We start from the raw sequence: 277 nt of genomic DNA, 5'->3' as shown, positions 1-277 counted from the left end.
ACTGGAGAAATTGAAAAATCTACTGTCTGTGCAGAAGCTCCTGTAATATTGATATAGTCATCAAAATAAAATACTGAGGTCAGATTAGAATTAATAGCAGCATTGATTAGAGAATACTCATTATTATTTACGATGGCTTTTAAAAACAGAGTATTAGAGGCACTAGCATTAGCAAAGTTTCCTACCAGCCTCACCTGAAGTTTATAAACACCGGGTTGTAAAGTTATCTGATCCGTTGTTCTGGCTACAGAGCCCTGTCCTGCAGTAGCACCTACAT

The 277-nt window shown here is 37.2% G+C and carries 1 protein-coding gene; it reads right to left on the bottom strand.

All coding sequences use genetic code 11. The features are described 5' to 3' along the window. The coding region (locus tag SB772_RS40385; protein ID WP_410838566.1) for a hypothetical protein at positions 1-277 on the bottom strand (277 nt) is incomplete at both ends.

It is taken from the genome of Paraburkholderia sp. SIMBA_030, assembly GCF_046535245.1.
Taxonomy (GTDB): domain Bacteria; phylum Pseudomonadota; class Gammaproteobacteria; order Burkholderiales; family Burkholderiaceae; genus Paraburkholderia.
This window is presented reverse-complemented; position numbering and strand designations above follow the sequence as displayed.